We start from the raw sequence: 7,683 nt of genomic DNA on the forward strand, positions 1-7,683 counted from the left end.
CACACAAATATCATCACTCACCACCAACGATTAACAGGTTCCCTGCCGAAAGTCCGGTCAAACCGCCGATACAGCTCAAATTAAACGCGACTGTAGTACTAGGACCTGGAACGCTGGCACTTCGTCTTCACTGCGTTCAGCATCCAGACTTTCCCGACATCCACCTCGGCATCCGCGCCGTGCTCCTCTATAAGCCGGGACAGGGCCCGACACTGCTTGCCGGACTGTCTCCCCGCCGATCTGGTCCCGCTTTGCCAGTCCATGGATGGACATGCCCTCAATGTGGGCATCCCTGCAGATCCTGGCAAACAGCTCGATGCGCGTTATGCATCAACGGCCACCACTGGGCCCAGCGGCAGGCCGCGAAGGCGGGGATCGGCTACGTAGCGATGGACAACGCCTTCGTCGCGGTGGAGGACGTCGCGGGCCTGCAGGGAATCTGCGACCGTCTCGGACCGGAGCAGATCGACGCGCTGCTGCGCAAGTGGCTGGCCATCCTGCCCCACCCGTTCACCGCTGCCGACCGGGCCGCCGGGTACCGCTACGACGTCTCGGTGTTGCAGGCGGAGTTCTCCCTGACGCAAATGCTCGACAGCCCGGTGTCGGGGCGGGTGTTCTTCGAGAACGTGATCCGCGAGAACCTTGATATCGGCCGCCCGGACCAAGTCAGCCTGGTCTTCGGCCGCCGGTTGATGAAGACAGGGCCCCGGCCAACCCCGGGCCGGTTCAGGACCAGGGTGATCACCAATGGGGTCACCCCGAGCCTGCACGTCGACTATAAGAATGCCACGATCAAGCAGTACCACAAGGAAGGGAGGGCCCTGCGGACCGAGACAACAATCAACGACACCTATGATTTCCGAATCGGCAAACGACTGACAAATCTGCCCGCACTGAGGGAGATCGGCTTCACTGCCAACAGGCGCCTGCTACGCGTCCAAAGAATCAGCCACGACCCGATCACCGGAACCCAAGCACTGCACGCCATCACCGCCGCCGGCGCCCGGATCCCCGGACTGCGCCTCGGGCAACAACGAAGCCACGCACTCCTGTCTGCATTGCCGGTCTTCAAGCTGCAACCGGACGGGTTCGTCAACCGGGACCTGCGCGCACTCACCGCACAGCTACGCGGAACCGACCCCGGCACCGTTACCGCCGGGCAGATGACCTATGACCTGCGCCGGCTCCGCCACTACGGACTCATCGAACGCATCCCACACTCCCACCGCTACCGGGTCACCGACACCGGCCTTTCCACCGCCATGTTCATCAGCGCCGTTCACGACCGGCTGCTCCCCACCGGCCTGGCCGACCTGGAAACCCCGGTACCAACGAGGCTGAGAGCCGCCACGCGCTCCTACCAAACCGCGATCGACAACCTCACCCACATCACGGGACTGGCCGCCTAACCCGAATCTGACCCAGCCACCCAAAACACGACCCAAAAATCACGGCTTCGCCGACTTAGCCTTCTAGGAGCGATCTTCATTGACCATGCGGGCCACATGGAGGGTGAGGTAAGTTACCTCATCCTCGGTGAGCGGTTCGCCAAGCCTGAGTTCCAGGACAGCCTGAAGCTTGAGAGCTGTGGCATACGCGTCCGGGTAGGAGTCCTGGATAGCGATGCGTAGTTTGCTGGCCCCCTCGTCCAGCTGCTTGCCGGAGCCTGCCCGCACGAAGAAATAGCGCAGATGGGTAATAAACCGGGCCGCATTGACGGTGTCGCGGTCGAAGGGCCGTCCGTAGGCCTGGTCGAGCACCTCAAAAAGCTGTGTGAAGACGCCCGTCATCTGATAGGTGTAGGAAAGATCGCCGGTGGCGAAGGCGGCGTTGACGAGGTGCAGCGCGATGGCAACTGCCTCGTCGTCGGCCAGCGGCTTCTCAAGGCGGGCGCTGACGAATTCCAGGATGCGTCGTGCCGCCCTCAGTTCGGCGGGGTAGAGATGGGACACTTCGGCACGAAGGGGGTAGTCGAAGTCGATGCCCTGGCGCATCCGTTTGATTGCGAAGCTGAGGTGGTCAGCGAGAGCCACCGACAGTACGGTGCTTGCCGGGATATGCATCTCGGCACGACCGGCGTCGAGGGCTTCCTCAGCCAGCAGCACATGCTCGGGCGGGATCGCAGCGACCATGGCACCCAGGTGATCGGGGTCCCTGCCGTCCTCGGGCACGAAGGTGCGCAGCACCTTGGACTGGTCGATCTGCTGGCCGGGCTTGGCCTGGAAACCCAGGCCGCGGCCGGTAAGGATCACCTCGCTGCTGCCGCTGCGTGCGAGGACCACGTTGTTATTGAAGACGCGCAGGATTTCCACGTCGTTGTTCTCCTGCCTTCGAAGGATACGCGGGGCGGGAGCCTGGCTGACTCCCGCCCCGGACGGGTCAGCGCAGGACTGCACCGTTGCTTGCGATTACGTCCCGATACCAGCCGAAGGACTTCTTCCGGTACCGGTTCAGAGTACCGGAACCGTCGTCATTGCGGTCCACATAAATGAAGCCGTAGCGCTTGCTCAACTGCGCGGTGGAGGCGCTGACGACGTCGATGCAGCCCCAGGAGGTGTAGCCCAGGACCTCGGCACCGTCGGCGATGGCCTCGCGGACCTGGACCAGGTGGTCATTCATGTACTGGATCCGGTAGTCGTCCTCCACGGTCATTTCACCGTCGGACTCCGCCAGGACGTCCTTGGCACCGATGCCGTTTTCCACGACGAAGAGCGGCTTTTGCCAGCGTTCCCAGTAGTCGTTGATGACGACGCGCAGCCCCTGGGGATCAATCTGCCAGCCCCATTCGGAGGCTTCCAGCGTCGGGTTCACCACGCCGCCCATGATGTTTCCCGGACCCGTCTCCACCGAAGGATCCGCAGATTCACAGATGCTCATGTAGTAGCTGAAGGAAACGAAGTCCACGGTGTTGAGCAGGTCTTCGCGGTCCTGGTCGGTGATATCCAGGTCGATGCCGTTGTCGCGGAAGTACCGCAGCAGGTAGCCCGGGTATACGCCGCGGCAATGGATGTCGCCGAAAGCGTAGCTGGCATGGGCCGTGTCCATGGCCTTGACAACGTCGTCCGGGGACGGTGTCAGGGGGTAGACGGGCAGGGCAAGGATCATGCAGCCGATCTGGGCGTCGGGCATGATCTTCCGGGCCAACCGGGTGGCCCGTCCGGAAGCTACCAGCTCGTGGTGGATTGCCTGGTAAAGGTCCGAATCGGTCAGTTCCTCGCGCGGCGTGGGGATGCCCCCGGAGAGGAAAGGGGCGTGGATCACCGAGTTGATCTCGTTGAACGTCAGCCAGTACTTCACCCGGCTGCCGAAACGCTCAAACAGCGCCTGGCAGTAGCGCTCGTAGAAACCGATCAGCTGGCGGTTGGTCCAGCCACCGTACGTGCGCGCCAGATTCAGCGGAGTCTCGTAGTGGCTGATGGTTACCAGCGGCGTGATGCCATGCTTCTCCAGTTCATCCAGTATCCGGTCGTAGAAGGCCAGGCCTTCCTCGTTGGGCTTTTCGTCGTCGCCGTTGGGGAAGATGCGGCTCCACGCGATGGAGAAGCGGTACACCTTGAAACCCATCTCGGCGAAGAGCGCGATGTCCTCCGCATAGCGGTTATAGAAATCAATCCCCACCTGCTTGAGGTTGTCCGGCGTCGGTCCCTCCGTGGGAGGGGTCATGATGCCCTGGGGCATCACGTCCTGGATGGACAGGCCCTTGCCGCCCTCGTTGTAGGCGCCTTCAAGCTGGTTGGCGGCGGTGGCGCCGCCCCACAGGAATCCTTCGGGGAACGGCCCGGTAGCGGCCTTCGTGGTTCCGTTGCTCATAAGCTGCGGTGGTCCTTTCGTTCTTTAGGTTCAGAGTTCGACGTCGAGCGCGGGGGTACCGTGCGTCAGGTGCCCTTCGCCGACGGGTATGACGGCTGTCAGGGCCTTGGTGTTCGTGACCACCATTAGCGTCGTGGAGTCGTAACCGGCCGCCCGAATCTTGGCGCGATCCATCGTGGCCAAAAGCGCCCCGGCCTCCACGCGCTGGCCCCGGGTCACGGCCGCTTCGAAGCCGTCGCCCTTCATCTGGACGGTGTCGATGCCGATATGGACCAGGACCTCAACGCCCTCATCGGACTTGATGCCATAAGCGTGGCCGGTCTTCATCACGGCCTGTACGGTGCCGGAGATGGGCGAGTAGACACGGTCTTCCTCGGGCACGATACCTACGCCGGCACCCATGGCGCCGGAGGCAAAGACCCTATCCTGGACATCAGCCAGAGCGACTGTAGCACCGGTAACGGGGGCAAGAACGGTGATGCTGCGCAGAGCGGGACCTGGCGTACTGCTGGCGGTGTGGCCCGTTGCCGGAGCATCCTCAGCCTCGGGGCGGGTATCGGCGCCGTTCTTGTCTGCGTCAGCCGTTTCGCGGGGACCGAAGACGAACGTCAGGATAAAGGCGATGAGAATTGCCGCAGCCGTTCCCATCAGCAGCAGGGCGAAATTTCCGACCGTGGCAAAGGCAGGCAGGGCTAGGACTGACGGGAAGACAAAGGCGCTGGAAGCGCTGCCGCCTACCGCGGCAATGGCGCCGCCCACGGTGCCACCGGCGATACCGAAGTAGAACGGCTTCTTCAGCGGCAGGTTCACGCCGTAGATTCCCGGTTCGGTGACACCGGCCAGGAATCCGGAGAGCGCAGCGGGCGCGGCCACCCCACGCCGGGCGGCACTGCGGGTGCGCAGTGCAACAGCAACCATGGCAGCGGCCTGGGCCAGGACAGCGGGAAGCAGGGGTGCCATGAGGAGGGAGTGCCCGGTGGTTGCCAGATCGTTGGTAAAAATCGGGACAAAGCCCCAGTGCAGGCCGAAGAGCACGAAGACCTGCCACAGGCCGCCCATCACGGCGCCGGCCAGCCAGGGAGCGAAGGCAAAAATTGAAGTGATTCCGGAGGAGACACCCTGAGATACGAACGTGGTGGCGGGGCCTACCGTAAGGAGCGTCAGCGGAACCATGATGGCAATGGTCAGCAGCGGGGTGAGGAAGTTCCGAACCGCGGAGGGCAGGGACTTCAGCAGGAAACGCTCCAAATATCCTTGAAGCCAGACAGCCACGATGATCGGGATCACGGAGCTGGTGTAGTTCATCATCACGAGCGGGATTCCCGCGAAGTCAACAGGCTGTCCGGCGGTACCTAGCGCGATGATGCTCGGGTAGACCAGGGCGCCGGCAATAGCCATGGACGTGAACTGGTTGGTCTTGAACCGGCGTGCCGCGGTGACGGCCAGGAACATCGGCAGGAAGTAGAACAGTGCATCCGCGGCGGCGGAAAGGATCACGTACGTCTGGTTGGTCGGGGCAACCCAGCCGAAGGTCGTGCCCATGCTCAGGAACGCCTTAAGCAGGCCGGCACCGGCCAGCGGCCACAGGATGGGCGAGAAAATTGCGGACACCAGTTCAATGAAACGGTTGAACAGGTTGCCCTCGGGCGGGGCTTCGTGGGTGGTGTCCTCATTGCCGAAGCGGCTGATCTTGCCGAGCCCGGCGAAGACCACGGGGACATCGTTGCCGATGACCACCTGGTACTGGCCGCCGGCCTTCATGACCGCAATGACGCCCGGCAGCTTCTCGACGGCGGCCGTATCGGCCTTCGCCTCGTCGCGCAGCCGTAGCCGCAGCCGCGTCGCGCAGTGAGTGGCACCCACCAGGTTATCCTCGCCGCCGACACCCTTCAGGATGTCTGCGGCCAATGTCGTGTAGTTCACGGAAGCCATGGCAGTCCTTTCTGTCCGTTCCGTCTTCCGGGCATAAAAAAAGACCCAAGACGCACGTCACCGTGTGTCTCAGGTCTTGCCTCGTGTCCGAGTAACAATCCTTCAGGCTGCATCGCCTGCTGGGGAGAGCCTAGCCGTGATTCCGGTCACGTGCAACTCGGCCCCGCACGGACCGGCCTTGCACGGACCGGCCCATGCTCGGGTCAGAGGAGGCCGAGTTCGGCGAAGGCGGCTACGAGGCCCTCCTGTTGCGGGCCGGCAGCGGTGCGGTCAGCGATTGCCATGAGTTCGGGCAGGGATCCTTCGATGGCGACGCCGACCCCGGCGTAGGCGATCATCTCCAGGTCGTTGGCGCCGTCGCCTATCGCAATGGTGTCTTCGCGGGCGATGCCCAGGTGCGCGATGGCGGCCGCGATCCCGTCGGCCTTACTGATCCCGCGCTGGTAGAGTTCACCGGCGTGCCGGCCCTCGTCGGCCACCGAGTTGGCGACGACGGCAATGCCCTCTCCGATGTCCGCCACCAGGCGTTCCATGGCAACGAGGCAGTCAAAGACGGAGACCTTGGCGAAGGGCACCGTGGTCCGGTTTGTCGTGGGGCGCACCGCGTCGAGAATGGCGGAGGAACCCACCGGGCCTTCCGGGGCCTTCCGGAAGTGGGCATCAATGATAGCCCGCAAGCGCTCCGCGGCCCCCGGCGGGACGTGCAGGGCTTCCTGCGCCTCAAGGATGTACACGGCGTCGTGCGCGTCGAGCGCCGCGACCGTTCTCGCGGCCAGGTCTGCTGGAAAGCGGCGATCCACGAGCACACTCCCGGCCACCTCCACGTAGGCCCCGGCGCTGGCCACCAGGCCGTCGAAGCCTGCGGCGAGAATACTTGAGGGCAGCATTGACACGGGCCGGCCGGTGCACAGCAGGACCCGGTGGCCGGCCGCCCGCGCGGCACGTACGGCGCGCACATGGCCCTCGGGGACGACGCCGTAGTCCGCGTAGGTGCCGTCCACATCGAGGAAGACAGCGCGGACAGTTCCGATAGTGCTCTGTTTAGCGCTCATGATTCCGGATCATACCGGTGAAGCCAGGCCTTCTCCCAGCCGGGGTACCTGCGGACGGATTTGACGCGGACCGCACCACTTCTGCACACTGGTCGTGGATATGTAACTGGTCATCCAGGCAGGATCCGACCCCCGGGCTGGTGCCCGGTGCTCGGGTCCTTTTTTGTTGTCCCGCAGCTCGGTCCGGCCTTTCCAGAAGGCAGGCCATGAGCAGCGGCGGCTCCGCCTGGGCCACCCTGCCCGGGACTATCGCCGGAACCACCGGTGTGCCAGGGCAGGGCCGTGTGCCTCCCCGGGCCAGGCATGCGCCCGCCCGGCATCCACCCGTCCCTGAAAAACAACGAATGGAACACACCGTGACTGAACGTACCGCCACCATTGCCAGCCGCGTCGGCCTGCACGCCCGCCCAGCGGCCATCTTTGCCGACGCCGCAGGCGCACTGGACCTCGATGTCACCATCGCCTATGCGGGTGAACCCGCGGACGAGGCACTGGATGCCGCCAGCATCCTCTCCCTCATGAGCCTAGGCGCGTCCCACGGCGACGTCGTGGTGCTGCGGGCCGGGGGAACCGGCGCTGAAGAGGCCTTGGAGAAGCTGGTCAAGATCCTCGAAACGGACCACGACGCCGAATAGTCCGCTGTGCTGTCGGTGACCCTCGACGCCGAGCGATTGGCTGGTCCTAGTGGCCTGTAAAGTTGTGTGGGTGGCGGGCTAGGGTCCTGGCTGGTGGGCCCTCCGCCTGCTGGCGTCCTGGGTTGTCGGTCCTCTTTGTGGCTTGTTCTGGTGGCCCTTGTTGGCCGTCACTCATTCATGGCTACGGGTTGTGTTGACGACATGACCTAGGGAAATTTCCTTCTAGCTTTTCCTCCAATAGCTGCTTCCTGTGG

At 63.9% G+C, this 7,683-nt stretch carries 6 protein-coding genes; 2 read left to right on the forward strand and 4 right to left on the reverse strand.

Features of this window, described 5'->3' with window-relative positions:
- The first annotated feature begins 389 nt into the window (after positions 1–389).
- Positions 390–1,409, forward strand: a complete 1,020-nt coding sequence (locus ACX80X_RS20775) for a hypothetical protein (RefSeq protein WP_459313249.1) — start codon at positions 390–392, stop codon at positions 1,407–1,409.
- Positions 1,410–1,472: 63 nt separating this feature from the next.
- On the opposite strand, the gene ACX80X_RS20780 is transcribed toward ACX80X_RS20775, so the two are convergent.
- From ACX80X_RS20780 to ACX80X_RS20795, 4 genes are all read right to left on the reverse strand, one after another.
- Positions 1,473–2,312 (reverse strand): PRD domain-containing protein, encoded by an 840-nt coding sequence (locus ACX80X_RS20780; protein WP_459313251.1) that lies wholly within the window; start codon positions 2,310–2,312, stop codon positions 1,473–1,475.
- 67 nt (positions 2,313–2,379) lie between these two features.
- Positions 2,380–3,810 (reverse strand): glycoside hydrolase family 1 protein, encoded by a 1,431-nt coding sequence (locus ACX80X_RS20785; RefSeq protein ID WP_459313253.1) that lies wholly within the window; start codon positions 3,808–3,810, stop codon positions 2,380–2,382.
- Between the two features lie 30 nt (positions 3,811–3,840).
- Positions 3,841–5,742, reverse strand: coding sequence for a beta-glucoside-specific PTS transporter subunit IIABC (locus tag ACX80X_RS20790; RefSeq protein WP_459313255.1), 1,902 nt, complete (start codon positions 5,740–5,742; stop codon positions 3,841–3,843).
- Between the two features lie 203 nt (positions 5,743–5,945).
- Positions 5,946–6,794: an HAD-IIB family hydrolase gene (locus ACX80X_RS20795; protein ID WP_459313257.1), complete on the reverse strand. Its 849-nt coding sequence runs from the start codon at positions 6,792–6,794 to the stop codon at positions 5,946–5,948.
- A 356-nt stretch (positions 6,795–7,150) separates the two neighbouring features.
- Here ACX80X_RS20795 and ACX80X_RS20800 point away from each other — a divergent pair, with 356 nt between their 5' ends.
- Positions 7,151–7,429, forward strand: a complete 279-nt coding sequence (locus tag ACX80X_RS20800) for an HPr family phosphocarrier protein (protein ID WP_459313259.1) — start codon at positions 7,151–7,153, stop codon at positions 7,427–7,429.
- Positions 7,430–7,683 lie beyond the last annotated feature (254 nt).

This window comes from Pseudarthrobacter sp. MDT3-1 (assembly GCF_054510755.1).